The sequence below is a fragment of the Rhodococcus sp. IEGM 1241 genome, from assembly GCF_033142365.1.
Classification (GTDB): domain Bacteria; phylum Actinomycetota; class Actinomycetes; order Mycobacteriales; family Mycobacteriaceae; genus Rhodococcus_F; species Rhodococcus_F erythropolis.
The window spans coordinates 454866-480570 of the sequence record NZ_JAWLSE010000001.1; the positions used below are offsets into that span (position 1 = coordinate 454866).

Below are 25705 nucleotides of genomic sequence, written 5' to 3' on the forward strand. Positions count from 1 at the left end.
TGGAATCAGGCCTTGCGAAGTCCGTCGAAAGTGACGGCGACGACCGCGTCGGCAATGTCGGAGACGGACTCGCCCGCTCGGGGTTTGTACCACTCGATCAGTGAGTTGACGGTGCCGAACATCAGCTTGCTGGCGAGGGCCGGTTCGATGTCCGGGCGCAGGTCTCCCTCCGCTGCGGCGGACGAGACGAGGCCTCCGACGAAGTTGTCGAATTCGCGTCGACGGGCGAGTGCGGCCCGCTCGACCGTCGTGTTGCCGCGGACGCGCAGGAGCAGGGTGACGTACGGAAGCTCTGCGACCAGCACCTCTACGCTGCGCCGGACCAGGTATTCGAGCCGGTCGATGTACGGACCGGTGGTGGCGCCTTCTTCGGTCGTGACCGCAAACAGGGCGTTGAGGGCACGCGAAAGTGCGAGTTCGAGAAGTTCCGACTTGCCGGACACGTGGTGGTAGATCGAGGACTTCGTGATGCCGAGCTTCTTGGCGAGCACCTCCATGCTGGCGCCGTCGTAGCCCTTGTCGTTGAACACCTTTACAGCCACGGCTAAGAGCGAATCGAGGTCGTAGCCGGGACGTCCGGGGAGGCCGGTGCGTCGAGTGGGGCGTGCCGTAGTCATGCCCCCATCTTCTCAGTTCGGGCAAAGCTGTGCACCAACCTCGTTTTCACCCTTGCCAAACGACCGAATGTTCGGTTATTAATGTAAGAGAGCGAGAAGGAGCGAATGTGAACACCCTGCACGTGGACGAGCGCGAGGATCGCGTCGTGGTCACCCTCGACAGGCCCGCGCAACGCAACGCGATCAACGCGGAAATGATCGACGAACTGCATCAGGTTTGTGGACGCCTCGAACGGGATCCGAAGCTGCTCCTGCTTGCCGGGCGCGGAGACCACTTCGCGGGCGGCGCTGACATCGCGGAGCTCCGAGCGCGCGGACGAGAGGAAGCGTTTGCGGGTATCAACCGGACCCTGTTCGACCGTATCGGAAAGCTCCCGCTGCCCACCGTGGCCGCCGTGAGCGGCTATGCGCTCGGCGGCGGGGCAGAGTTGACCTACGCCTGTGACATTCGCGTCGCGACAACGACGGCGGTCTTCGGTAATCCCGAGCCCAATCTCGGCATAATGGCAGCCGCCGGCGCCAGCTATCGGCTGCCGAAGCTCGTCGGAGTCTCGATCGCGAAGCAAGTGCTCCTCGGTGCCAGGAACCTCGACGCCGAGCAGGCGCTACGAGCGGGCCTGGTTGTCGAGGTGACCGAACCGAACTGCCATGTCGATGCAGCGCATCGGCTGCTCGACCGTATTTCCCGACTGTCCCCGCTGGCACTGCGATTGACGAAGATCATCGTCGACGCGCCGGGATCGCATCCGTTTGCCGACGACATCGCCCAAGCTGTCCTGTTCGAGAGTTCGGACAAGCACGATCGCATGACGGCCTTCCTGGAGAAGAAATCATGACTGAAGCAGTTGCACCGAAGACCGTCGGAGTCATCGGCGGTGGACGTATGGGTGCAGGTATCGCCCAGGTGTTCGCCGGTCTCGGCGGGGCGGTCACCATCGCGGAGAGCGGCGACGCCGGGGCAGCGTTACAGCGTGTTTCCACCGGCCTCGACCGCGCCCACGAGCGAGGGAAACTCGGCGACCAGGATCCCGCGACGGTCCTCGCGCGCGTGAGCGTCGTAGGCGCAGTGAGCTCCTTACCCCCGTCGCTCGACCTGATCGTCGAGGCGGTCCCGGAAATTGCGGCCCTCAAGGTCGAGGTGCTCGCCGCTGCGGAAACCGTTGCCGGAGAACGCACCGTGATCGCCAGCAACACCAGTTCCATGTCGATCGCCGAACTCGGCGCAGCGCTGACGGATCCGAGCCGGTTCATCGGTATGCACTTCTTCAATCCAGTCCCGGCATCGCTGTTGGTCGAGATCGTCCGGGCACCTCAGACCCGCCCCGAGGTTGTCGACTCGGTACGGGCATGGGTGTCGATGCTCGGCAAGGCCGAGGTGCTCGTCAACGACTCACCTGGTTTTGCAACCAGCCGGCTTGGCGTCGGTCTCGGGCTCGAAGCCATCCGCATGCTCGAAGAAGGTGTGGCGGACGCGGAATCGATCGACCGGGCCATGGAATTGGGGTATCGGCATCCGATGGGGCCGCTGCGTTCGACAGATCTGGTCGGGTTGGATGTGCGGCTGGCGATCGCCGAACACCTCGCGAGCACTCTCGGTGATCGATTTACACCTCCAGCATTGTTGCGAGAGAAGGTGGCTCGCGGCGAGTTGGGGCGCAAGACGGGACAGGGTTTTCACACATGGAGCTGAACCGAACTGCCTGCGAAAGGAACATCGATGACTGACGTGATCCGCTTGGAGATCGAGCGAGGTTTGGCGACAATTACTCTCGACCGACCTGAGGCCGCCAATGCCGTTAACGGCGAAATGAAGTCTCAGCTGCTCGAAACATTGCTGCAGGTCCGCGCGGACGCAGAGGTTCGAGCGGTGTTGATTCTCGCCGAAGGCAAGAACTTCTGCGTCGGTCAGGATCTGGGCGAGCACGCCGCAGCATTGGATGCTGATCCGGCGCACGCGATGGATACCGTCGCCGCGCACTACAACCCCATCGTCACGGCGCTGTCGACGCTCTCTGTCCCGGTAGTGGTGGGTATCGGCGGGGCCTGCGTCGGGGCCGGGTTGGGAATCGCGTTGGCCGGAGACATCCGGGTCGTGGGGGCCCGCGCGAGCTTTGCGACGGCATTCACCGGCATCGGTCTGGCCAGTGACTCCGGGCTCAGTCATGCGCTCGTGCACGCGCTCGGACCTAGCCGTGCCAGTGGCCTGATGTTGCTCGGCGACAAGTTCGACGCACAGAGCGCACTGGAGTGGGGCTTGGTTCATCGCGTGGTGGCCGACGAGGACGTCGCAGCTGAGGCTCGGGTACTCGCGCGTCGGCTTGCCGACGGACCCACCGCGGCCTTCGCCCACGTGAAATCGCTGATCCGTGCCGTTGCTCCTGGGCTTTCCCAGGCGCTGGAGGCGGAGGCGAACGCGCAGGTGGAGCTGGGTTCCACGGCAGATCATCAAGGCGCAGTCACGGCTTTCCTGTCGAAGCAGAAGCCGGTTTTCGAGGGCCGCTGATTTCTGGTGCGTCGAAAGATTCTCTTGTGCGCTGGGACACCTCGGTGCATACTAGTTACCAACCGATCATTCGGTAATAAAAGGTAGGTACGATGACCAACGTGGAAGCTCCACAAGACCTGCAGAACCTGTTCGACGAGACGATCGCGGCAGACCAGCGCATCGAGCCTCGCGACTGGATGCCGGACGGCTACCGCAAGACTCTGATTCGTCAGGTTGCCCAGCATGCCCACTCCGAGATCATCGGAATGCAGCCCGAGGGAAACTGGCTCACCCGTGCGCCTTCGTTGCGACGCAAGGCGATCTTGATGGCGAAGGTCCAGGACGAGGCCGGGCACGGTCTGTATCTCTACTCCGCGGCCGAGACGCTCGGTGTCGATCGTGGCGATCTGACCACCAAACTGATCGAGGGAAAGCAGAAGTACTCCTCGATCTTCAACTATCCGACGCTGACCTACGCCGACGTGGGTGTGATCGGCTGGCTGGTCGACGGAGCCGCTATCTGCAATCAGGTTCCGCTGTGCCGCAGCTCCTTCGGGCCGTATGCGCGCGCGATGATCCGTGTGTGCAAGGAGGAATCGTTCCATCAGCGGCAAGGCTTCGAGTTGTTGGCGACGATGATGCGCGGCACGGAAGCTCAACGTGCGATGGTGCAGGAAGCCGTCGACCGATGGTGGTGGCCCGCTCTGATGATGTTCGGGCCGCCGGACGACGAATCGCCGAACACCGAGCAGTCGATGAAGTGGCGCATCAAGCGGCACACGAACGACGAACTGCGGCAGCGATTCGTGGACATGTCGATACCGCAGGCCGAGGTACTCGGTGTGACCTTCCCTGATCCCGACCTGCGCTGGAACCCCGAGCGTGGCGCACACGATTTCGGCGAGCCGGACTGGAGCGAATTCATGGATGTGGTCCGCGGCAACGGAGCGGCGAGCGTCGAGCGGATCACCAATCGGAAAGCCGCACACGACAACGGGGCCTGGGTTCGCGACGCCGCCCACGCCTTTGCACAGCGCGAGAGACTCGCGCACGATCGCACGACTGGGGAAATATCATGAGCGAGAACGATCAGGTGCGGGGCGAATGGCCTTTGTACGAGGTATTTCTGAGGGGAAAGCGCGGACTGAACCACGTGCATGTCGGATCCCTGCGCGCGGCAGACGACCAGATGGCGCTACGCCACGCGCGCGACGTCTACACCAGACGTAACGAAGGCGTGAGTATCTGGGTCGTGCCATCCGCGAAAATCGTGGCTTCGAGTCCGGCAGAAAAGGATCCGTTCTTCGCGCCGAGCGGCGACAAGGTCTACCGGCACCCGACCTTCTACGACATCCCGGACTCCGTTCCCCACATGTGAGAATCACTTCGACTTCGAGGACCAACAGATGAACGATTACGACAGTGCCTACGACGGCCTGGTCGACGGTGACGGCCACGGTCAGTGGGCGTTCGGAACCAGCTTCGACGACCCCCTCGCCGGAGTCGACACCACGGTGCCCGGCGACGTCGATCTCGGTGCGCTGGCGCGCTACTGCCTCATGCTCGGTGACGACGCGCTCGTCAGTTCGCAACGACTCGCCGAATGGTCCACGCGAGCACCGGAACTCGAAGAAGAGGTAGCTCTCGCCAACGTCGGCCTGGACTTGATCGGGCAGGCCAGGCTGCTGCTGGCTCGCGCGGCAGCAGCCGATTCCACTGTGGTTCCGTTCATCTCCGATACGTCACCGGTGCCGGCCGAAGATGCGCTCGCCTTCTTTCGTGATCAGTTCGGTTTCCGCAACGTGAGACTGGTGGAACTCGCCAACGGCGACTTCGCGCACACGGTCGTTCGGCTACTCGTGTTCTCGACCTGGCGGCTGGCGCTGTTCGATCGGCTGCGCATGTCGCGCGATCCGGTTCTCGCAGCTGTGGCGAACAAAGGTGTCAAGGAACTGACCTATCACCGCGACTACGCGGCAAGATGGGTCGTCACCTTGGGCGCCGGCACGGCAGAATCCAAGCGTCGGACGGCCGACACTTTGCTCGAGATCTTCCCGTTCGTGGACGAACTCTTTGTTCCCACTCAGGACGAACTCGTTTTGGCAGAAGTTGGCGTCGGAGTGGATCCGCGTACTGTTCGGCCGGAGTTCGACGCTGTTCTTGCCCAGGTCCTCCATGCGGCCGAAATGGAAGAGCCCCCTTCACGTTTCTCCGGTTTCGTCGGCGGCCGCGGCGGACGTGCCGGACTGCACACCGGGGCGCTGGGACTACTTCTTGCCGAAATGCAGAGCGTCGCTCGGGAGCACCCGGAAGGGGTGTGGTGACCGTGGCTGCCACCACCGTCTCTTCCGCGCAGGAGATCGTCGCCTCGGTGATGGATCCGGAGATGCCACTGCTTACTCTGGCCGACCTCGGCGTCATCCGATCGGTCGACGTCGAAGCGAACTTCGTCTGTGTGACAATCACTCCCACCTATTCTGGGTGCCCCGCAATGGCGACGATGCGAGACGACATCGAGCACAAACTGACCGACGCCGGATACGGCAGCGTCCAGATCAAGACTCAACTGTCGCCGCCTTGGAGTTCGGATTGGATCAGCGAAGAGGGGCTCGCGAAACTTCGGACGGCTGGGTACTCGGTGCCGGGGGCAGCGCCGCGCCGCACCTCGGGGCCGATCGCATTGACCTTGACGGCCAAGCCCCGCGACATCCTCTGCCCCCAGTGCGGTTCGGCAAACACCAGACTGAGTTCGGAATTCGGTGCGACCCTGTGCAAAGCGCTGTATCGCTGCCTCGACTGCCTCGAGCCGTTCGATCACGTGAAGGAGATCTGAACAGATGAGTACCGCAACGACGAACCGGAACAAACCCTTTCACCCGTTGACGGTCGCCGGTGTCGAATCACTGTGCGACGACGCAGTTGCCGTCACCTTCGACGTGCCTGCCGATATCGCCGATCAATTCGATTTCGGCGCCGGGCAGTCACTGACACTGCGGCGGATGATCGACGGCGTCGAACACCGTCGTTCCTACTCGATCTGTGCACCGGTAGGGGCGTCTCCACGTGTGGGGGTTCGCGAAGTAGCAGACGGGCTCTTCTCCACCTGGTTGGTGCGCGACGTCAAGGCCGGGGATCAGATCGACGTCCAGGGCCCTTCGGGCAATTTTGTCGCCGATCCGGCACTGGGTGGACGGCACGTTCTGATCGCGGCGGGCTCTGGCATCACGCCCATGCTTTCCATCGCTGCAACACTTTTGGCGAACCCCGAGGCCGATGTCACCCTGCTGTACGGGAACAGGCGTACTCGTTCGGTGATGTTCGCCGAAGAAATCGCCGACCTGAAGGACCGGTACGGTGCACGCCTGGACGTCATTCACGTTCTCTCTCGCGAGCCGAGAGAGGTCGAGTTGTTCTCGGGCCGTCTCGACGCCGACCGGTTGCGTGAGATCTTCACCTCTCTCGTGCCGTGCGACCAAGTCGACGGATTCTGGTTGTGTGGCCCCTTCGGGATGGTCAACGACGCCCAGGAAGTGCTGGCCGGCTTGGGAATTGCCAAGGATCGCATCCATCACGAGCTGTTCTACGTCGACGACGTCGCTCCGCCGGTTGCAGTGCATCGTGAGCGCGGAATTGTCGGACCGAGCAGCGAGGTGACTATTACTCTCGACGGTCGATCGACCACCGCGACGTTGCCACGCGACCAGTCGATTCTCGATGCGGCCGAACAGTACCGCTCGGATCTGCCCTTCGCGTGCAAGGGCGGAGTGTGCGGAACCTGCCGCGCCAAGGTCACCTGCGGTGATATCGAGATGCGCAGGAACTACGCCCTCGAAGACTACGAAGTCGCCGCGGGTTTCGTGCTGACCTGCCAGACCTTTCCTGTCGGTGAACAGATAACAGTCGATTTCGACGCCTGACCGCCCGCACAGCGCCCTCACTGAGCCCACCGGAGACAATCATGACCGAACTCGCCACTGCTACTTCGCAAGAAATCGAATTTGCCAGCCGGGACCGCATTTCGACGCTCCAACTCGAGCGGATGCAATGGTCACTGATGCACGCGTACACCAATGTTCCGCACTACCGCAAAGCTTTCGACGACGCCGGCGTCCACCCGAGTGACTTGAAGGATCTGAGCGATCTCGCGAAGTTCCCCTTCACCACCAAAGCGGATCTGCGTGAGAACTATCCGTTCAAGATGTTTGCGGTGCCCCAGGACAAGGTCTCGCGAATTCACGCGTCTTCGGGGACCACCGGTCGCCCGACGGTGGTGGGGTACACGAGCAACGACCTGAACAACTGGGCCGATCTCATCGCGCGCAGTCTCTCGGCCGGCGGCGTGCGGTCTTCGGACAAGGTGCACGTGGCTTACGGGTACGGTCTGTTCACCGGCGGGTTGGGAGCACACTACGGTGCGGAGCGTTTGGGCTGCACGGTCATTCCCATGTCCGGCGGCATGACCGAGCGGCAGATCCAACTGATCGAGGACTTCGAACCCGACGCGATCATGGTGACGCCGTCGTACATGTTGACCATCGTGGATGCGATGATCAAGAAGGGTATTGATCCTTCGAAAACCTCGCTGCGGGTTGGAGTTTTCGGAGCGGAGCCGTGGACCGAACAGATGCGTACCGAGCTCGAACAACAACTCGACATGCACGCCGTCGACATCTACGGACTCTCCGAGATCATGGGCCCGGGCGTGGCAATGGAATGTGTGGAAACCAAAGACGGGCTCCATATCTGGGAAGACCACTTCTACCCGGAGATCATCGACCCGGTCACGGGTGAGGTGCTGCCGGACGGAGAGGAAGGTGAGCTTGTTTTCACCTCGCTCACCAAGGAAGCGCTGCCTATCATTCGCTACCGAACCAGGGACCTGACCCGTCTGTTGCCCGGGACGGCGCGCTCGATGCGACGGATGCAGAAGGTCACCGGCCGGACCGACGACATGATCATCCTGCGTGGGGTCAATCTGTTCCCCACACAGATCGAAGAACTGATCCTGACGGTCCCCGCCCTCGCGCCTCAATTCCAGTGTGTGCTGGAGCGCCCGGGTCGTATGGACACCCTGACAGTTCGCGTCGAGGCTCGCCCAGACGCGGCAATTTCGGACCATGCGGCAGCGTCGTCTGCATTGCAGAAGCTGGTGAAGAACAAGATCGGTGTCACGGTCGAGGTAAACGTTCTCGAACCCGGCGGACTCGAACGCTCGATCGGTAAAGCGCGTCGGCTGATCGACCAACGCCCGAAGGACTGAAATTACTCCAGGGCCATGCGGGTGGCGAAGATTCCGAGAATGCCACCAGCTAGCCACTTCTGAGCCCGCATCCACACCGGACGTGCCACGAGGAAGGTCGACACGGCCGCCGCACAGCACACGATCAACGCGTTGACGGTGACTGCGACCAGGATCTGCACGCCGCCGAGTACGAGTGCCTGTTGCCAGACCGGGCCCGCAGTGGGATCGACGAACTGGGGGATCAGGGCCGCGTACATCAGCGCAATCTTGGGATTGAGCAGATTGGTGGTCAACCCCATCCCGAACAGACGGCCGCTACCGTGGCGGTCGACTTCGCCCACCTCGAAGGCGGACTTTCCACCTGGTCGGAGCGTCGACCAGGCGAGATAGGCCAGATACAGGGCGCCGCCGATTTTCACCGCGGTGAACACCGTGGGTACGGCGAAGAGAACCGCTGTCAGTCCAGCGCACGTGGCGGCGAGGTAGACCAGGAAACCGGTTGCGACTCCGCCGAGCGAGATCAAGCCTGCCCGGCGGCCCTGGCTGATGCTGCGTGACACCAGGTAGATCATGTTGGGGCCCGGTGTCAGAACCATCGCCAGGGCTATCAGCGCGACTCCCGTCATCGACGCTGACGTGATCATGTCGGTCTCCCACTACTCGGTACGTATGTTCCGTCGAGTACACAAGGGATTACCGTGGCGCGCCAAGGTCCAGTTCGCAGGCAGTGGTCCGCTCAGGTGTTGGCCCAGCTGTCGGGCCCGAATACCTCGTAGTGGATATTCTGCGCCGGGACGTCCCTTTCGAGCAACGATGCGCGCATCGCCAACATGAACGGCATCGGCCCGCAGAGGAAGGCTTGGGTATCGGGCTCCACTGCAATGTCTTGCAAATCCGCCCGTCCTTCGTGAACAGATCCGAACGCCACGTGCGTGCCGAGATCCTCGTACCAACGATGCAAAGTTGCGGCGGGAATCTTGTCGACGAGTGTGCTGAGTTCCGCGCGGTGAGCATGGTCCGCGATGGATCGATCAGCATGAATGACAGAGACCGAACGCTCAGCGCCGGTGTCCACGAGATGATTGAGCATCCCGATCATCGGTGTGCAACCGATTCCGGCCGACGCGAGTAGGAGAGGTGAGTTGTCATCCGGCATGGTGAGATCACCGAAAGGCGTGGTGACGGAGAGTTCCTGACCTTCGAATACGTTGTTGTAGAGGAAGTTCGACACTTCGCCATCAGGAGTACCGGAGATTCGCTTGACGCTGATCCGCCAGTCTGCGCTGCTCGGTATCGAACACAGGCTGTATTGGCGGATCTGGCGAGCGCCGTCGGGCAGCGTAACCCCGACCGAAAGATACTGTCCGGGTGCGAAGGTGGGGAGTGCACTGCCGTCTAGCGAAGTGAGCGTCAGGGAGACGGTATCGGCGGACTGAAGAACTCGTTCGCTGATCCTGACCGTGCGCCAGACGTCACCGGCGTCGACGCCGGCGAGTTGGTAGAGGCCACGCTCCATCGTGATGAGGGTTTCCGCCATCAGCCAGTAGACTTCGTCCCAGGCTGCTGCGACGTCGGGAGTGACTGCATCGCCTAGTATTTCGACGATCGCGGCAAAGAGGTGTTCGTGCACGATTGCGTACTGGTCGGGCGTGATTCCCAGCGACGCATGCTTGTGCGCGATGCGTGAGAGTATGAGATCGACCTTGGCGCTGTCCGGCTCGAGCTGAAGCGTCGCGAATGCCGCGATGGCGCCGGCGAGAGCCTTCTGCTGTTCGCCCTGTTTCTGATTGCCGCGATTGAACAAATCACGTTCGAGTTCAGGATGTGCGTCGAACATCTTGCGGTAGAACAGGGTTGTGATATCGCCGATGGCGGCGCCGACCACGGGAAGGGTGGCGCGAATGACCTCGGTTGACTGTGGGGAAAGCATGAGCTGCTCCGTTCGGTCGAAATTCGATTGATCAGCCTGCTTCGTCGCTCCGGGTGGTGAGGCGTAGCAGGACAGTTTTGGACGGCTGCCGGATGACGTCTTCGATCGTGACCGCGTCGAGTGAAACGAAAAACGCTTCCTGTGCTTCGCGCAAAGCGCTCCGAAGGAGGCAGCCGCCGCGAAGTGGGCACGGTTTGTCGCCTTCGCAGTCGACGACTTCACCCGGGCCTTCGAGGCGTCTGGCCAGCCAGCCGATGGTGGCGGTGCGGCCGAGTTCGGTGATGGAAAGCCCACCGCCGCGACCACGCCTGGTTGTGACGATGCCAAGCTCACCGAGCCGTGTAACCACCTTGGTGGCATGGGAGTACGACACGTTGAGCTGCTGCGCAACATCCCGGGTACTGGGGGAGGCATCCGCGTCGAGTACGGCCAACCGCATGACGACGCGCAATCCCAGATCGGTGAACTGCGTCAGTTGCATGATCTGAACCTACATAATTCGCATCTGAGATGACTATTTATGTGAGGGGGATCTCGAGGTGCCCCAACCAGGGCGAACGGTACGTTCGGCGCCTCCAGTGCGCTGAACGTGCCGTTCGCTCAGAGGCGGGCGGCCGAACCCCCGGCAACGCCGTCGAGAAAGTGGGGTGCTCGCCAACCCCGCGCCGCAAAGTCGCGGCTCACCGACGCGATGACCTCCGCATGACTTCCTTCCGGAACCAATGCGATGGCCGAACCTCCGAATCCGCCGCCGGTCATCCGCGCACCGATCGCGCCGCCGCGTCGTGCTGCGGCAACGGCGACGTCGAGTTCTTCACACGAGACCTCGAAGTCGTCGCGCAACGACGCGTGGGAGTTGTCGAACAGCTCGCCGACGTCGCTGAATCTGTTGCTGCGCAGAAGCTCTGCGGTCTTCCGTGTCCGTTCGATCTCGGTCACGACGTGCCGTGCCCGCGCCCGGAGGATCGGGTCTCGCACTGTTTCGGCTTGGTCTGCAGTAGCCTCTCGCAAGCTGCCGACGCCGATAGCTGCTGCTGCATCGACGCATTGAGAGCGTCGCAACCCGTACTGTCCGTCTGCGAGCGAGTGTTTGACCCGAGTGTCGATGACGATCAGTTCGTACCCCGCACCGTGGAGTTCGAAAGGGATGGGTTCGGTGGATCCGTCCAGGCAGTCCAACAGGAGCGCAGTCGAGGGTCGGGCAAAGAGGGCAATGGTTTGATCCATCCCACCGGTCGGTACGCCGACGCCGTCGTTCTCCGCCTGGATGCACACCTGTACCAGCTCATCGCGGGTGAATGGTGAATCGTGAAGTTCATTGACGGCCAACGCAACCGAACAGGTGAGGGCAGCGGAACTCGACAGCCCGGCCCCGACCGGTACCGACGAGTCGACTGCCAGATCGATTCCTCCGAGCGGGAGGCCTCGGCGCGCAAGAGACCACAGAACGGCTGTGGGGTAGGCGGCCCATCCTGCTGCTATGTCGCCGATGGGCCCGGTGTATGTCTCGTCGGATTGCCGACTGTGCACGCGGACGACCCCGTCGGTGCGCAGTGCGACGGCAACCAGCGTTCGCTGCTCGAGAGCGACCGGTAGGCACAATCCACCGTTGTAGTCCGTGTGTTCACCGATCAGGTTGACTCGACCGGGTGCCGCCCAGGCTCCGGTTGCCGGATAGCCATAGGCGTCGTGAAACTGTTGGAGCACAGATGGTTTCGAGACGGTATCCACTATTTCAACTCCCGTAGGCGGGCCGCGACTGCCTCGGGAATGGTGTCGTTCACCCAGGCGCCCATGGCGGACTCGGACCCGGCGAGGTATTTGAGCTTGCCTGGTGCGCGCAAGATCGAGAACAGCTGAAGATGCAGTCGACCCAGAGGTCGGTCGATGCGGACGGGAGCTTGGTGCCAGGCCGCGATGTACGGTACCCGATCGACGCCCGGATAGAAGCGATCGATACGGCGCAGGAGATCTTGGTAAACGACCGCAAGCTCCTCGCGCTCTTGGTCGTTCAACGAGGGAAGGTCCGGGACGTCTCGGTGCGGTGCCAGGTGAATCTCGATGGGCCATCGTGCGGCGGTCGGGACGTAGGCGCTCCAGTGATCGCCGTCGTAGATCAACCGGGCCCCGTCCTCGCGCTCGAACGCCAGAACATCGGCGAGCAGTGAGCGACCGGTGCGCTCGAAGTGTTTGTCCGCCTGCGTCAACATGGATCGGGTGCGTGACGTGACATACGGGTATGCGTAGATCTGTCCGTGCGGATGGGTGAGTGTCACCCCGATTTCTTCGCCGCGGTTCTCGAAGCAGAACACCTGTTCCACAACCGGATCCGCCGACAACTCCTCGGTCCGAGAGATCCATGCACCCACAATCGTACGCATGCGTTCGAGTGGAAGCTCGCCGACGGACGCCGTGTGATCGCTCGAGAAACACATCACTTCGCAGTGGCCGACAGCTGGGCGATCACCCACACCGTCTCCGGGACCGTCAATGGCTTCCTCGGGTGCCGCGGCAAAGCTCGGAAACCGATTCTCGAACACCGCGACGTCGTAGTCTCCGTCGGGTATCTCTGTGGGCGTGCGTGTTTCGTTGGTCGGGCACAACGGGCATTCGGCGGCGGAGGGGAGATGTGTCCGTGTCATGCGATGCGAAGCCATGGTGATCCACTCCCCGGTGAGAACGTCGAACCTCATCCGAGACGAGTGGTCGAGAGCCGGCAATTCGCGGGAATCTCGCGCAGAGTGGGCGCGGGTACGGCCGGCATCGTCGAAGTAGAAGATCTGACGCCCGTCGGCGAGGGTACGACGGGTCGGATCCGGCTTGGGTGTCATGCGTCGACTTCCCATTCCAGAACACCCTTGCTGACAACGGGTTTCCACACTCCGATCGTGGATCCTGTTTCCAACGCTGCGGCATGGGCGCCCAACATGACCGAGATGGACGCCCAGATCGGACCGCCGTTGTCAGTGGCGTCCGACGCATACTCGGTCACACAATGATGGAGTGCGCCGTTTCGTGTGTCCACGAAGTAGTGGTACTCGTCCAGTCCGGCAAAGGGAAGGAACGAGGGGATGAACATGGTTGCGGCAGTGCCTGCGTCGCGTTGATCGTGTCGATCCATCTCGTCCTCGGCGTAGAGGTCCGGATTCTCGTAGATCGTCTCGTCCCACGTTTCGAGCAGAGTGAGTCGAACTTCGGTTGCGACGTCGATGGGGTAGAAGAACTTGTCGGGAAGCACGCTGCCGAGAAAGAGCCCGGTCCGGTCGTCGTGGGTCAGGCTGCCGTTGTGCACCCGATACAGCTCGCGAAGTTCCTGGGGCCACGTGACGCCGGTCGACGCTTCGAATTCCTCGATAACGGCGTCACCGAGCCCTGGCTGAAACGCTGCAGCCGTCACCGGTGCGTGTGTACGGCACCACGCTTCGATTCGGCTCCATTCGTTTGCAACGCTCATGGGCTTTACGATACGTCCGAGTCAGGACCCGTGAATCAGGTACTGCAGTGTGTCCACGAGCTTTCGGTCCGAAGCCTCGGACTTTCGGCCGGTGATTCCCGATCGGAGAATTGCAGAACCCTCGAGCAGGCTCACGATGGTCTGCGCTGCCGCGCCCAGGTCCGCCGCATCCAGATCCGGTTGCGCACACGCAACAGCGCGCTCTACGTGTGCGATGTACTGCGCGTAGAAGTCTCGAACCACGACCGCCACTTCTTGGTCCGCCGCCGCAATGGCCCATACTTCGACGTACAGACGCACCGTGGCCTGGTCGTCCTGTTCTCCGAGCAGGACTCCGATGAAGTGTTCGGATTCCTCACGGGAAAGACTCTGATCCGTATCCGTGACGACGGCAAGGCGATCCAGTGAGCGGGTCAATGCCCGTGACATGACTGCGCGGATGAGATCTGCACGGGTGGGGTAGTAGTGCTGCAGGTGCCCCACCCGCACTCCGGCTGCGGCTGCGAAATCGCGCATCGCCGAGTTGGCATTGCCCTGCGTGGCGAGGACCTGTTCTGCTGCGTCGAGAAGTGCTTCCGCGCGGGCGGCGCCCTTGGAGGGGGTCATGCCCGCAATACTGCCACCCCGAAGCTCTCCAACTCGGAGACGGTGCGGCGCGGGTTCGGAAGCGACTCGGGGAAAGCGACTCCAGGCTGGGCATCGTCGGCCAAGGCTTGTCTGACGGCAAGCGCGCCGCCCACCGCGGTGAGGTGAGCTTGGCCCTGCGGGTCGACGATTGTTGCGCTTGTCGTGCCGCTCGGGCCGGTGACGTCGATGCGTACTTGCGCGCTCCCGCCCTTGCCAGGCGAGTACAGGAGTCCGCGTCGTAGCGGTGTGAAGCGGTCGCCGCGACCCCAACGGAACAGACCCACCTTCTTGGCGACGAGCAGCGCAGTTGTGGATGCATGCGAACTGAAACCTATTCGAGTGCTGGCAGTTTCGGCGCCCAGGGTCATGGGGAACGTGAATTGTTCCGGAGTGTCGATTCTTCCGACCTTGGTGCGCGATCCGGGGAAGTCGACCCAGCGTGTATCCGTCAACGGGCTGACGGTGATCGGGTTTCCTTGCTGCATCACCTCGAAATCCTGGCCGAGACGATCAATGAAGTCGACGGAGTCGAGCCCGGCAATGTCGTTGACGTCGTAGCGAATCGAGACGTCGATCGTGCTCGCGCCACCCAGTTCCTCGGCCAGCGCTGCGGCGACGACATTGGTGACTCCGCCCATCCATCCAGACGACAGGTACACCGGTGCGCTCGGCGACTTCTGACCCGCCAGAGTGGCGGCGCGAGCGACGCGGGTTGTCCAGCGGGTGATGTCCACGTAGGGAATCCCGGCCTCGACGGCGGCGCACAGGACACGATCGTGGGGATCGTTGACCGTCGACACGACCGCGCGTACGGACGCGTCGAAGGGCGTCGGGTCGAGGAGGTCCCAGCGGCGAACGGAAGCGCCGTGACGGCTGGCCAGTTCGTTGCCGCGCTCGGGGGTGCGTCCGGTGAGGAGTAGTGGGAAGTCGGGGGCGAGCAAGGCGGTCAGGGCGCTGCCCACGGTTCCGTATCCGCCTGCCACGAGGATGGGGCCGTCGGCTGAATACTGCAATGAATCGGTCATGCACTCAACTCTAGGTCAAATGACCTAAAACGTCGAATGGAGTCTTTCCAGTGCTCAGTCCCGGTGTCGCACGATGTTGACGACGTTGCCGTCGGGTGCGCGGACGAGGAATCGGCGAACACCCCACTCTTCGGTCGTAATGGGGTGCACGATTTCGTATCCGAGTCTTCGGGCCTCTTCGTAGGCGCCGTCGACGTCGTCCGTGTGGACGGAGATGACCGAGTCGTCGGCTGCAGTGGCGTCGTGCGTGACGAGTTGTACGTTCGCGCCGGTGTCGGGAGAGGTGTAGCGAGCGACCCACCCCATGTTGAACTCTTCGGTGCTCAGGCCGAGATAGTCGGAGTAGAAACTCTTGGCGGCTCCGACATCGGCGACTTTGAGATTGGCGGTGATGCGTCGTGCACGCATGTGGTTCTCCTACCCTCGGCAACAGATGTGCTCGATGATCGTCCGAAAGCGGGGTCATGTCGACTGTGCCGTCCGAAGATGCGGGCTAACTGGCTGATTCGATCTGTCACTGCGGATCGAACGAGCCCACGGTGCCCCACCGCGAGAAGGGAAGGACGATCAATTGAACCTTGCCGATGACATTGTCGATCGGGACCGTTCCGCTGCGTTCGTCATCGAGATGGAAACGTGAATCCTTCGAATGGGCGCGGTTGTCGCCCATCACCCACAGGTTCCCGTCGGGAACCGTGACAGGCCCGAAATACGGTCCTTGACAAGAGGTACCGTTGCCCGGAATGCGATTGTCGATGTACGGCTCGGTCAGCGGCTTGTCGTTCACTCGAAGCCCCTCTTCCTCGGACAGGCACTGCACGGTTTGCCCACCGACCGCGATTACCCGCTTCACGAGATCGTTCTCATCCGGCGGGACCAAACCGACGATGGATCCGAGTCCTTGAAGTGCCCGGACCACCGAGTTGTCCGATCGAATGGATTGATACTCGTCGTTCCAGGATTCGGGTCCCTTGAACACGACCACATCCCCAGGCTGTGTATCCCCGAATCTATAGCTGATTCTGTCGACAAAAATCTTGTCTCCCGTGCAGCCGGTGCATCCGTGAAGCGTCGGTTCCATGGACTCCGACGGGATCAGAAATATGCGTCCGACGAAGTTCTGGATGACAACACTCAGGACAAGTGCGACGACAACGAGGATGAGAATCTCACGCCACAGTGGACGTTTTCTCGGGTGATCAGCCGTCGTCGGTTCAGTCGAGTCTTCGTGGGCGTCGGATTCCGTCACATTCCCGACAATAGATGGCGCAACCAGTCGGCGGCCCGATACCGACGTTCTCGATTCGAGGGTCTGCTTTGTCGGCCGATTTGCTTCAGTATCGGATCACATCACCCACACGGATCTGGTCGGGATCGGCAATCCACGCATTCATGACCCAAACATCCTGCCAACGAATACCTTTCGCAGCAGCAAGGTTGAACAACGTATCGCCCTCGGAGACTGTCACAGTGTCGCCCGCTGAACCTACCGACGATCGAGCCGAGGTTGTCGAATCAGGGGTGGTGCCGCCCCAACCTAGGTAAGCGCCACATACCGGCCACGCGCCGATGCCTTGAGCTGAGAGGGTTGCTTCCGCGGCCGCGACTTGATCGGCTGTCGACGCCAAGTCGGCGCGAGCCGGTGCACCTGCCGGTTTGTATGCATCCCACGTCGACTGCGTGAATTGAAGTCCGCCGTAGAAGCCGTTGCCGGTGTTGATGTTCCAGTCGCCGGAACTCTCGCACATGGCCACCTGCGACCAGTCGTGCGCACTGGCTACGCCGGTGTTGACGATTGCGCCGCCAATTGTCAGAACGCCTGCTCCTGCGGCTATCGTGACGAATCGTTTGGTGTGTGAACATTTGTTTTTCCGGTGGTTTCCCATGATATTTTCCTTGATCGGTCTGACGGGACAGGGATCTCGGCTCGGCGTGCGGATCGAGTGTTCTGCTGCATATCGCGGTAGACGAAATCGTCAGTGCTGAAATGTGATTGAGGTGGACAGACTGTGAAGGCCTCGTCTCCAGATTGCAGTTCGGAGGCGTGACTAGATTCGCGGTCTCACACGCTTGCCGACAACGGCTCAATTACCCGGTTACATACCTGTTTTGGGGACCGATACAAGACGTCGGTGTACTCGGTGCTGAGCGGAAACAGGTAGTTGAACAGGCCATTCGACCCATGTGCAGACGAGCGCCGATTGGCATGCTGAAACAACACCGAAACAGGGTCTCTCCGAGATTCAAGCTTGCGGCACGCCGGCGCCTCCTGTTGATCGATTGGCGCACCCTTATGAGGGAGATGTGTCGCGCCCCGGGCCGCTGTCTGCGCCCCGGGATGAGCCCTCCTGCGGAATCCAGAGAATCGGATACCGCAGGAGGGCATTCTCTCGACCTTCGATTGACCGCACGAAAACCGGATGTTTGGGGGACAATGATCTGGGGCGATCACCTGGGGCGAGAAGTCGAGGAGATGTACATGTCCGAGGCCAAATCCGAAAGCACCGAGTCTCTCGCTGGAACGACACCGCCGGCAAAGACACCGCCGGCCAACACACCGCCGACGGAGCCGTCGAAACAATCGGTGCTCAGGCGGTACTACCCGGCTGCGGTGCCCGTCATCCTCGGCTTGATCATCTATTTCATGCCGGTTCCGGACGGTGTGGATCCCAAGGGCATGCACATGCTCGGAATCTTCGTCGGCACCATCGTGGCGTTGATTTTGCAACCCCTGCCGACGGGTTCGGTGGCGCTGGTGGGCCTGTCGATCGCCATGATCACCCAGACCGAGACGCCGACAGAAGCGTTGTCCGGCTTCAGTAACACCACGATCTGGCTGATCGTCGCATCGTTCTTCATTGCCGAAGGCTTTCTGGTCACTGGACTCGGCAAACGGGTTGCGCTCATGTTCGTGACCAAACTCGGCAAGTCGAGCCTCGGATTGTCGTACGGAATGGCGTTGACGGACTTGATACTTGCTCCGGCGACACCGTCGAACACCGCCCGCGCCGGTGGCGTCGTCTATCCGATCATCGTCTCACTGAGCAAGTTGGAGGACTCCAATCCCGAGCCCGAGGATTCTCGCAAGAAGCTCGGAGCATATCTGCTGCTCACGTCGCTGCAAGTCAACGTCGTGACCTCCGCGATGTTCATCACCGCCATGGCGGGTAACCCCGTCGCCGTCGATGCGGCTGCCAAGATCGGCATCGACATCTCGTGGGGCAAATGGGCGCTGGCAGCATCGGTTCCGGGAATTGCGAGTCTCATCGCGATCCCGTGGGTGATGTCGAAGATCTTCCCGCCCACGATGTTGAAGACTCCGAAAGCACCCGAGCAAGCCAGGGAGGAACTGCGCAAGGCAGGTCCGATCAGCCGCAACGAGAGGATCATGGCCGCCACCTTCGTTCTGCTGCTGGTGCTCTGGTGCCTGGGCTCGCAGCTCAACGTCAATGCCACTACAACAGCATTTGTCGGAATCGGCATCCTGTTGGTGACCAAGGTGCTGACGTGGAACAACCTGGTCCACGACACCGGGGCGTGGCAGACGCTCGTCTTCTTTGCCGTTCTGGTCGGTATGGCAAGCCATCTCGAAGAACTCGGCGTGATCTCGTGGATCGGAACCCAGGTCTCCTCGAGTGTCGACGGTTTGCCGTGGATCTGGGCTTTTGCGATCCTGACCTTGGTGTACTTCTACGCGCACTATCTGTTTGCGTCGAACACCGCGCAGATCGTCGCGATGTACGCGGTGTTTCTCGGCGCGGCGGTGGCAACCGGTGCACCGCCGCTGTTCTCAGCCCTGGTATTCGGCTTCATCGGCAGCCTGTTCGGCGGTATCTCGCACTACGCGTCCGGTCCGGCCGGAGTGATTTACGGTTCCGGATACATCAAGACCTCGGAATGGTTCCGAATCGGTTTCGTGATGAGCGTCGTGATCATCCTGATCTGGACGATCATCGGCGGCGCGTGGATGAAGCTGATCGGCGCCTGGTGACGATCAGTTGTCCTTGCGCCGCAATCCGAATCGCATCGATTCCTTGTTGACAGCGGCAATCGCGGTCAGCGGTATCTCCGCGGGACACACCTCTGCACATTCACCGTAGGTCGAGCACGGCCCGAAATCGGCCTCCATCTGGTGCGACATCGCTCGGGCCCGCTTGCCACGTTCGTTGCGGCCCTGCGTGACGAGGGACAGGTGGGTCAGTTTGGACCCGGTGAAGAGGTGCGCGGCACCGTTGGGGCAGGCTGCCACGCAAGCGCCGCAGCCGATGCACGCGGCGAAGTCCAGTGCAGCTTCGGCACTTTGATGCGAGAGTGGCTGACTGTCCGCGTCTGGTGCAGTTCCCGCATTGACCGATACATAGCCACCGGCTTCGAGGACCCGGTCGAGAGCCGAACGATCGACCACGAGGTCGCGGACCACCGGAAAAGCGGCGGAGCGGAACGGTTCCAGTTTGATTCGGTCACCGTCGGAGAAGCTGCGCAGGTGCTGACGGCACGTGGGAGTGTTCGCAACCGGCCCATGGGGAACGTCGTCGACCGTGATGCCGCAGGATCCACAGATCCCTTCTCGGCAGTCGGAATCGAAGGCGATGGGTTCGTTGCCGCTCTCCACGAGTTGGTCGTTGAGTCGGTCGAGAAGTTCCAGCAGTGACATCTCCACTGTCGCGTCGTTTACTTGGTAGGTGTCGAATGCACCGGACGAGTCCGGTCCGGATTGGCGCCACACGTCCACGGTGATTTTCATACGTAGTTCCTCGTCTGCAGTGGAACAGCGGTGAAGGACAACGGCTCGTCGTGTCGAATGTGTCTGCCGTCCTTGGCGGTTTCCCACGCGGAGACGAAGCACCAGTCCTGATCGTTTCGCTGCGCTTCGCCGTCGGGAGTCTGATGTTCGGCACGAAAGTGGGCTCCACAGGACTCGTCACGATCGAGAGCGTCGACGCACATCAGTTCGGCGAGTTCGAGGAAATCGGCTACCCTGCCGGCCCTTTCCAGCTCCTGGTTGAACTGGTTTCCGCTGCCGGCGACTCGTAGGTTCGACCAGAAATCGCCTCGTAATGCTCGGATTTCGGAGATGGCCTTGGTCAAGCCTTCGGCCGTTCGGGTGACACCGCAACCCGCATAGAGGATCTCGCCCAGTTGTCGATGAAACCTGTCGGGGCCATGTGTTCCGCCGACCGAGAGCAGCAGGTCCACCCGACCGCTCACGTCACTGAGCGTTGCCGTCACAGCGGGATCGGAAAGTTCGAGAGTTGCGGATCCGAGTAGCGGCGCAAGATAATTCGGAATCGCGTACGGGAGGGTGAACCAGCCGTCAACGCATGCCGAGAGCAACGAATTGGCGCCGAGGCGGTTGGCCCCGTGGTATCCCCACCCTGCCTCACCACCGACGAACAAGCCGGGGATGGAAGTCATCTGGTCGTAGTCGTTCCACAGTCCTCCCATGGTGAAGTGGGCTCCGGGGGCGATGCGCATCGGCACCGTATAGGGGTCTTCGCTGGTGGCGTCGCGATACATCGAGAACAGATTTCCGTATCTCTCCTCGATGGTCTTGCGGCCGAGCCGTGCCAATGCGTCGCGGAAATCAAGGTACACACTGTTTTTCAGAGGGCCGACGCCGTGACCGGAGTCGATTTGCTCGCGGGCGGCCCGTGAAGAGACGTCGCGGGGAGAGAGGTTCCCGAACGCCGGATATTTGCGCTCGAGGTAGTAGTCGCGCTCATTTTCGGGAATGTCGCCTGGTTCGCGATCGTCTCCGGGCTTGGCCGGTACCCAGATCCGGCCGTCGTTGCGTAGTGATTCGCTCATCAGAATGGTTTTCGACTGCCACTCGGAGTTGACGGGAAGTGCCGTCGGATGGAATTGGATGAACGAGGGTGAGGCAATCAGCGCGCCGCGTCGGTGCGCTCGCCATGCGGCGGTGGCGTTGGAGTTCTTCGCAAGTGTGGACTTGTGGAACACGGTGCCGTACCCACCGGAGGCCAGTACGACGGCATGGCCTGTGGTGGCGCCGATCTCACCGGTCACGAGATCGCGTGTGACTATCCCTTGTGCTCGGCCGTCCGAAACGATGAGATCGAGCATCTCGGTTCGGGTGTGGAGGTTGACCGTTCCGGCTGCGATCTGACGTTGCAGTGCCTGCGACGACGCTATCTGCAACTGCTGGCCTGTCTGCCCGCGCGTGTAGTACGTGCGCGACACCTGTACGCCGCCGAAGGATCGGGTAGCGAGAGTGCCGCCGTACTCACGGGCGAACGGTGCTCCGATGGCATTCATGTGATCGATGACGCGTACGGATTCCTCTGCGAGTCGGAAGCAGTCGGCCTCGCGGCCGCGGAAATCGCCGCCCTTGACGGTGTCCTTCACGAAGCGGGCGAGACTGTCGTTGTCCACCTTTCGGGCACGAGCGGCGTTGATGCCGCCCTGCGCGGCGACGCTGTGTGCACGGCGCGGTGCATCGTGGAAGGTGAAGGATTCGACGTGGTAGCCCAGTTCACCAAGTGAGGCGGCGCAGGCCGCGCCGGCGAGTCCGGTACCGACGACGATGACCGTGAACTTGCGCCGGTTGAGCGGGCTGACGAGCTTGTAGTCGAGTTTGCGAGTGGGCCAGGCTGTCTCCGGATCGCCGGCCGGGACCTTACCGTCCACCGGCGTCCCGATGCTGCGCAGATCGTCGAGTTCGAAGCTGTTCACTTATGACGCTCCTGTCTTCGAGATGACGCCGGTCATCACCGCGATGGGGATCGACATGTTTCCGACCATCACGACGAGCGCAAAGATTCCGGAGAGTGCAACGGCAATCTGGCGCAGCCGTTGGCCGGTCACGCCGAGATCGTTGACCGCACTCCAGAGTCCGTGCGCGAGATGCATTGCCAGCAGAGCCATCGCGACGATGTAGAACGACGCCACCAGTGGACGCTCGAAGCTGGCGATCAGGTTGTCGTATGCGTAACTCTGCGTGCGCGTGGCTGCTTCGTACTCGGCGCTGCCGATGGGTCGGGTTCCGGTCGTGAGGTCGAGTATGTGGAAGATGACGAACAGCAGCAGCACTGCTCCGGTGACGGGCATTGTGCGCGCGGTAAAGGACTTGATTCCCAAGCCTTTACGTCGAAACTTCCCTCGAGCTCGGCGGCCACGGACGGTGAGCAACCAGGCGCACCAGACGTGTGCGACCAATGACGCGAGCAAAACGATGCGAAGAATCCACAGAAGTCCCTCGTATGGCAGGAAGGGTTCGAACACTGTGCGTAGCCAGTGTGCGTAGTCGTCGAAGTGATCGGCCCCGGTGTAGACCTTCAGGTTTCCGATCATGTGGACGAGCACGAAAGCGGCGAAGATCAGTCCCGTCACGGCCATCAGAATTTTGCACGTGATATTGGACGGCCGCGGTCGAGCGCGAGGTGAATCGCCGGTAGCTCGCGATACACGGGTCGGAGCACTCACAGACAAACCTCCCACGCCAGACTTGCCGGACAGGTGCCGTCAGCCTAAGCCCGATCGAGGTTTTCGGCCAACGGATCGGTGCCCGACTTGTCTGTTAATGCAGGTGAATGGGAGTGTAGGGGTGCTCATTACCCGAAAGTAAGGAACCTGTGAACGATGTTTGACTCGACGTGGCGACGGTGGTCATGGCGCGCCGGAACGGCATCGGCCCTGGCAGTGGCCTTGTTTGCGGTGGGGTCGCCGGCTGGTGCGCAGGAGACCGTCGACCTGGCCGACGTGTTCAACCCGTTGGTCGTGAAGGCACTTCAAGGCGCTGATATCTCTACCGAATTGACGCCACTCGGGCTCTCGTCCGACGATCCGTGGTTCGACGAGCCCGAAATCGAGCCCGGCACCGCCCCCGGAACTCTTCTCAAAGCGCGTCCGGTCAGTGTTCAGGTCTACCAGGTCCGCCCGGACGTGGTCTCGGCTCACCAACTCATGTACACAACCACTGATCACTTCGGTCGCCAGGTGATCAGTACCGGAATTCTGATGATTCCCGAGGACGGAACTGCGCCAGGCGATCGCAAGATCATCGGATACGCCGAAGCGAACGACAGCCTGGGGGCGAACTGCGCACCAAGTCACCAGTGGACCGGCGGCAATCAGAGCGACCCGGCGATGTTCTCGGCGCTCGGCCCGGTGGCCCAGATGTTCGGTCACGGCTGGGCAGTGATGATGAGCGACGTCGGCAACGACGGCGACACTGCTCCCCATCCGTTCTCGATCGGACAGTTCTCGGGCAAGGCAACGCTCGACGGCGTTCGGGCAGCACTCGCGCTTCCGGACGCCGGCCTCGAATCAGACACCCCTGTCGGCATCTACGGTGTCGCCGGCGGCGGTGTCGCAGCGGGCTTTGCCGCGGAACAGGCGCATGACTACGCGCCGGAACTGAACGTACAGGCCAGCGCCATCCAGGCGATGATGATCGACCCGGCAACATTCGAGGAGACGGCGGCCGGTGGGATCGGTTCCGGCTTCGTCTTCTCGAGCATTCTCGGATTCGACGCGGGCTACCCCGACGTTCGGCTCGATGATCATCTCACTCCGATCGGTCACAACGTCGCCGCAGCATTCCGCGCGTCCTGCCAGGCGCTCTACCTCGGACTCCCGTTCGTTCCCTTCGACGTCCTGCTCACCAACCCGGCGCCCCGAACGATCCCGGCACTGGCCGCGGCGTACGCGGACAACACGTTGGGAAAGCAGGCGCCGGCCTCGAAGCTTCTGATTTCTTCCTGTGAGGACGACTTCCTCGTTCCCTTCAGTGAGGCAGAGCAATTGGCGCAGACATATCGAGCAGACGGCGGCGACGTGGACCTGCTCCCGTCGCAGTGCGGGCCGCTCGATTACGTGACCAACCTGTACAAGACGGTGACCGATCAGCTGGGTATGCAGGACATCGCCTGGCTGGCGAAGACGTTCGACGAAGCCGAAGGGAAATGAGTATGCGGAAGTCTTTGACACGCAGGGATTTCGCGCGCACAGTTCTCGTCGCTTCGGCAGGCATCGGCGGTGCGGTCGTACTGGGAGGCCGGGCGTCTGCGGGTACTGGTGAACTCGACAGGTACCTCGACCTGGAAGCGGTGAACGCAAACGCCGAAGCCGCGGGGGGTCTGCATCCTTCACTGCCGTCGGATTCCGCGACGCTGCGGAGTTTGGTCGATACCGCCCGAGCATCGGGAGTGGCTCCGCACCGCTATCAGACACTGCTCAAGCAGTACTGGCTCGCAGTCGGGACGGAGTCGGCAGGTATCGATCTCGCTTCGTGGACTCCCTTCGACGGTGTGCACGCGAATCTCGGAAACCTCACCAACACTTTCCAGTTCTACGAGCGACTGCAGCTCGAGCATCAAGAACTGCAGTGGGCAGGCATGGGCGGAATGGTCGGGCCCGCTTTTGCCGGTGGACTCCTCGACTTGGACTACGGGCGGGTTGTGCTGGAAGTCCAAGCGATCAGCGAAGCGATGGCACTGGTGTGGCGAGAGATCGACCGCATCGGGTCGCCGGTCGCAACGTCGATGGGAGCACCCGAGGACGTTGCGGCGCTTCTCCAGGTCGGCCACGACATCCGCCCCGAGGACGTGATGTGGTTCCAGGGGAAAGTGATTGCGATGAGCAAACACATCTTCTCGGATCTGATTCCCATGCACATGGCGTGGGTTCACGACGGTGTCGACGGCATCGCCGAACTCGATCGGGCAGGGCTGCTCGACGAGAACGCCCGTATCGCGTGGGACAACATTGCTTCGGGGACACCGGAGTCGGTCTTCGACGGCAATGTGCGTCTGCTGCGCCGTGAGCAGTACCAGTCGGTGGGTGATCAGTGGGACGAGGCGAAGGCCTACCGCGGCAGCGTCGGTCGCTCGTTGACCTACCTGACCACCTTCGCCGCATCACCGTCCATGCCTGGCGTCGTACCGCCGCGTGAGTCGAACCCGCTCTCGTTCGCGGTGGGCAATGCCGTTGTGCAAACACCGCTTCCGGACTTCAACTGGGCGGACCGGGACGGTCGTTGGACCTACATCAACGGTCAGCTGCTCCCGGTCTACAACAACCTGATGAACAATCAACCGGAACTGTGGCTAGCGACGCTGGCAGCGCCCGTCTCCGTTCGGATAACCGAGCAGAGAATGATCGCTCGCTTGCCGGACATGTTGCGGTCCATGCTGGCAACTCTGGCGATCACGGTCAACTGAACTCGGCGGTGGGGGGGGGGGGGGGGGCGGGCCGCCGCCCCCCGCCGCACGGGATTGGCGGGGCGGGCAGCCGTCTCTGCAGAGGACGCCTCGGTTTGGTCGCCTGAGGTCGCTGGGTATTATAAAAAAAGATTTAATGTCAAC

Annotated in this window: 27 protein-coding genes; 12 read left to right on the top strand and 15 right to left on the bottom strand. The window is 61.9% G+C overall.

Annotation, left to right across the window (positions count from 1 at the left end):
- Positions 1–5 precede the first annotated feature (5 nt).
- Positions 6–617: a TetR/AcrR family transcriptional regulator gene (locus tag R4P70_RS02070; RefSeq protein ID WP_019745762.1), complete on the bottom strand. Its 612-nt coding sequence runs from the start codon at positions 615–617 to the stop codon at positions 6–8.
- Positions 618–724: 107 nt separating this feature from the next.
- Here R4P70_RS02070 and R4P70_RS02075 point away from each other — a divergent pair, with 107 nt between their 5' ends.
- From R4P70_RS02075 to paaK, 9 genes are all read left to right on the top strand, one after another.
- Complete coding sequence (locus R4P70_RS02075) at positions 725–1453, top strand: enoyl-CoA hydratase/isomerase family protein (RefSeq protein WP_029537162.1); 729 nt, start codon at positions 725–727, stop codon at positions 1451–1453.
- Positions 1450–2307 (top strand): 3-hydroxyacyl-CoA dehydrogenase family protein, encoded by an 858-nt coding sequence (locus R4P70_RS02080; RefSeq protein ID WP_317830314.1) that lies wholly within the window; start codon positions 1450–1452, stop codon positions 2305–2307. Before R4P70_RS02075 ends, R4P70_RS02080 begins: the two co-directional genes overlap by 4 nt.
- Before the next feature lie 27 nt (positions 2308–2334).
- Positions 2335–3120 carry an enoyl-CoA hydratase/isomerase family protein gene (locus tag R4P70_RS02085; protein ID WP_097386718.1) on the top strand — a complete coding sequence of 262 codons (786 nt, stop codon included), beginning with the start codon at positions 2335–2337 and terminating at the stop codon, positions 3118–3120.
- Between the two features lie 92 nt (positions 3121–3212).
- Entirely contained in the window at positions 3213–4181 is a 969-nt protein-coding gene (gene paaA / locus R4P70_RS02090) for a 1,2-phenylacetyl-CoA epoxidase subunit PaaA (protein WP_317830315.1), read from the top strand.
- A complete protein-coding gene (gene paaB / locus R4P70_RS02095; protein WP_019745757.1) occupies positions 4178–4480 on the top strand; it encodes a 1,2-phenylacetyl-CoA epoxidase subunit PaaB in 303 nt (100 codons plus the stop codon). Before paaA ends, paaB begins: the two co-directional genes overlap by 4 nt.
- 28 nt (positions 4481–4508) lie before the next feature.
- Entirely contained in the window at positions 4509–5426 is a 918-nt protein-coding gene (gene paaC / locus R4P70_RS02100; protein ID WP_317830316.1) for a 1,2-phenylacetyl-CoA epoxidase subunit PaaC, read from the top strand.
- A 50-nt stretch (positions 5427–5476) separates the two neighbouring features.
- A complete protein-coding gene (paaD, locus tag R4P70_RS02105; RefSeq protein ID WP_069145762.1) occupies positions 5477–5935 on the top strand; it encodes a 1,2-phenylacetyl-CoA epoxidase subunit PaaD in 459 nt (152 codons plus the stop codon).
- Between the two features lie 4 nt (positions 5936–5939).
- Positions 5940–7019: a 1,2-phenylacetyl-CoA epoxidase subunit PaaE gene (gene paaE, locus R4P70_RS02110; protein ID WP_021345849.1), complete on the top strand. Its 1080-nt coding sequence runs from the start codon at positions 5940–5942 to the stop codon at positions 7017–7019.
- 41 nt (positions 7020–7060) lie between these two features.
- Positions 7061–8362 (top strand): phenylacetate--CoA ligase PaaK, encoded by a 1302-nt coding sequence (gene paaK, locus R4P70_RS02115; RefSeq protein WP_019745754.1) that lies wholly within the window; start codon positions 7061–7063, stop codon positions 8360–8362.
- 2 nt (positions 8363–8364) lie between these two features.
- On the opposite strand, the gene R4P70_RS02120 is transcribed toward paaK, so the two are convergent.
- From R4P70_RS02120 to R4P70_RS02170, 11 genes are all read right to left on the bottom strand, one after another.
- A complete protein-coding gene (locus R4P70_RS02120; protein ID WP_019745753.1) occupies positions 8365–8988 on the bottom strand; it encodes a LysE family translocator in 624 nt (207 codons plus the stop codon).
- Between the two features lie 92 nt (positions 8989–9080).
- Complete coding sequence (locus R4P70_RS02125) at positions 9081–10274, bottom strand: globin domain-containing protein (protein WP_020971120.1); 1194 nt, start codon at positions 10272–10274, stop codon at positions 9081–9083.
- A 31-nt stretch (positions 10275–10305) separates the two neighbouring features.
- A complete protein-coding gene (locus R4P70_RS02130) occupies positions 10306–10755 on the bottom strand; it encodes an RrF2 family transcriptional regulator (RefSeq protein ID WP_003943059.1) in 450 nt (149 codons plus the stop codon).
- Positions 10756–10874: 119 nt separating this feature from the next.
- A complete protein-coding gene (gene galK, locus R4P70_RS02135; protein WP_317830318.1) occupies positions 10875–12005 on the bottom strand; it encodes a galactokinase in 1131 nt (376 codons plus the stop codon).
- The gene (gene galT, locus R4P70_RS02140; RefSeq protein WP_060937833.1) at positions 12005–13105 is read right to left on the bottom strand and encodes a galactose-1-phosphate uridylyltransferase; all 1101 of its coding nucleotides are present in this window, start codon (positions 13103–13105) and stop codon (positions 12005–12007) included. Before galT ends, galK begins: the two co-directional genes overlap by 1 nt.
- Complete coding sequence (locus R4P70_RS02145) at positions 13102–13728, bottom strand: SMI1/KNR4 family protein (RefSeq protein WP_042953173.1); 627 nt, start codon at positions 13726–13728, stop codon at positions 13102–13104. Before R4P70_RS02145 ends, galT begins: the two co-directional genes overlap by 4 nt.
- A gap of 21 nt (positions 13729–13749) precedes the next feature.
- On the bottom strand, positions 13750–14334 hold the full coding sequence (locus R4P70_RS02150; RefSeq protein WP_019745748.1) for a TetR/AcrR family transcriptional regulator: 585 nt from the start codon (positions 14332–14334) through the stop codon (positions 13750–13752).
- Positions 14331–15380 (bottom strand): saccharopine dehydrogenase, encoded by a 1050-nt coding sequence (locus tag R4P70_RS02155; protein ID WP_317830319.1) that lies wholly within the window; start codon positions 15378–15380, stop codon positions 14331–14333. Before R4P70_RS02155 ends, R4P70_RS02150 begins: the two co-directional genes overlap by 4 nt.
- A gap of 54 nt (positions 15381–15434) precedes the next feature.
- Positions 15435–15788, bottom strand: a complete 354-nt coding sequence (locus R4P70_RS02160) for a VOC family protein (protein ID WP_317830320.1) — start codon at positions 15786–15788, stop codon at positions 15435–15437.
- A 106-nt stretch (positions 15789–15894) separates the two neighbouring features.
- A complete protein-coding gene (gene lepB / locus R4P70_RS02165) occupies positions 15895–16629 on the bottom strand; it encodes a signal peptidase I (protein ID WP_317830321.1) in 735 nt (244 codons plus the stop codon).
- A gap of 85 nt (positions 16630–16714) precedes the next feature.
- On the bottom strand, positions 16715–17266 hold the full coding sequence (locus tag R4P70_RS02170; RefSeq protein WP_317830322.1) for a transglycosylase family protein: 552 nt from the start codon (positions 17264–17266) through the stop codon (positions 16715–16717).
- Between the two features lie 593 nt (positions 17267–17859).
- Here R4P70_RS02170 and R4P70_RS02175 point away from each other — a divergent pair.
- On the top strand, positions 17860–19371 hold the full coding sequence (locus R4P70_RS02175; protein WP_317830323.1) for an anion permease: 1512 nt from the start codon (positions 17860–17862) through the stop codon (positions 19369–19371).
- Between the two features lie 3 nt (positions 19372–19374).
- Here the strand turns inward: R4P70_RS02175 and R4P70_RS02180 are convergent, their stop codons facing one another.
- Genes R4P70_RS02180 through R4P70_RS02190 form a run of 3 tightly spaced genes read right to left on the bottom strand, consistent with a single transcriptional unit; the run spans position 19375 to position 22823 of the window.
- Positions 19375–20124 (bottom strand): succinate dehydrogenase/fumarate reductase iron-sulfur subunit, encoded by a 750-nt coding sequence (locus R4P70_RS02180; RefSeq protein ID WP_020909463.1) that lies wholly within the window; start codon positions 20122–20124, stop codon positions 19375–19377.
- Positions 20121–22073, bottom strand: a complete 1953-nt coding sequence (locus tag R4P70_RS02185) for a fumarate reductase/succinate dehydrogenase flavoprotein subunit (protein ID WP_256063928.1) — start codon at positions 22071–22073, stop codon at positions 20121–20123. The genes R4P70_RS02180 and R4P70_RS02185 overlap by 4 nt, the downstream gene beginning before the upstream one ends.
- Positions 22074–22823, bottom strand: a complete 750-nt coding sequence (locus tag R4P70_RS02190) for a succinate dehydrogenase cytochrome b subunit (protein ID WP_041816310.1) — start codon at positions 22821–22823, stop codon at positions 22074–22076.
- A gap of 156 nt (positions 22824–22979) precedes the next feature.
- Between R4P70_RS02190 and R4P70_RS02195 the strand changes: the two genes are divergently transcribed.
- Positions 22980–24308 carry a lipase family protein gene (locus R4P70_RS02195; RefSeq protein WP_317830324.1) on the top strand — a complete coding sequence of 443 codons (1329 nt, stop codon included), beginning with the start codon at positions 22980–22982 and terminating at the stop codon, positions 24306–24308.
- A gap of 2 nt (positions 24309–24310) precedes the next feature.
- A complete protein-coding gene (locus tag R4P70_RS02200; RefSeq protein WP_317830325.1) occupies positions 24311–25561 on the top strand; it encodes a Tat pathway signal protein in 1251 nt (416 codons plus the stop codon).
- The last annotated feature ends 144 nt before the right edge of the window (positions 25562–25705 follow it).